The sequence below is a fragment of the Enterocloster alcoholdehydrogenati genome (assembly GCF_013282095.1).
GTDB lineage: Bacteria > Bacillota > Clostridia > Lachnospirales > Lachnospiraceae > Enterocloster > Enterocloster alcoholdehydrogenati.
The window spans coordinates 1-629 of sequence record NZ_BLTJ01000045.1 but is presented as its reverse complement, the minus strand read 5'-3'; the positions used below and the strand labels follow the sequence as shown (position 1 = coordinate 629).

Annotated in this window: 1 tRNA gene; it reads left to right on the top strand. The window is 34.2% G+C overall.

Going from position 1 to position 629, the window contains the following annotated elements:
- Window positions 1-234 precede the first annotated feature (234 nt).
- Window positions 235-322 (top strand) — tRNA-Ser (locus HW447_RS17840).
- The last annotated feature ends 307 nt before the right edge of the window (window positions 323-629 follow it).

The following is a 629-nucleotide window of genomic DNA, read 5'->3' as shown; positions in this document are numbered from 1 at the left end:
TCTACAAAATCTTGAGTAGATTCATATTTTTCTAATTCATTTTCGTATTCTGTTTTTGTCATTTTTTCTCCTTCTTATGATGTGCTGTATATTTAATGATGATAATTGTGTGCTTTACGAATTGAAGAAAGTTGAAAAATATGTCTTGACATAACAAGATCCCTTTAGTATAATACCATATGCGTCTGACGAACAAATATGTTCATTAGAAGCACTTATATGGAATATGAATTCGGAGAAATACTCAAGAGGCCGAAGAGGCGCCCCTGCTAAGGGTGTAGGTCGGGAAACCGGCGCGAGGGTTCAAATCCCTCTTTCTCCGCTCTTCTTTCCAAAATGCTGATTAAAAAAGTAGTTGACATGGATGCTTGAATGTGATATCATTGATACTCGCTGAGGTGATCGGCAAGAAAAGAAGTAAAATAAAAAAGAAAAAAGTTGTTGACAAACAAAAGCAACTGTGGTAAGATATAAAAGTTGCTGCTGAACAAGACAACAACAAAAGTTCCTTGAAAATTGAAGATTAAACAGTATGTAAAACCCTGAAAATTCTAACAATTCAAAAGGTTTGGTTTAGACCTTTGGATTTGAGAAAATTCAGAACAAAAACCAAGTAAAACGGTTTAAGA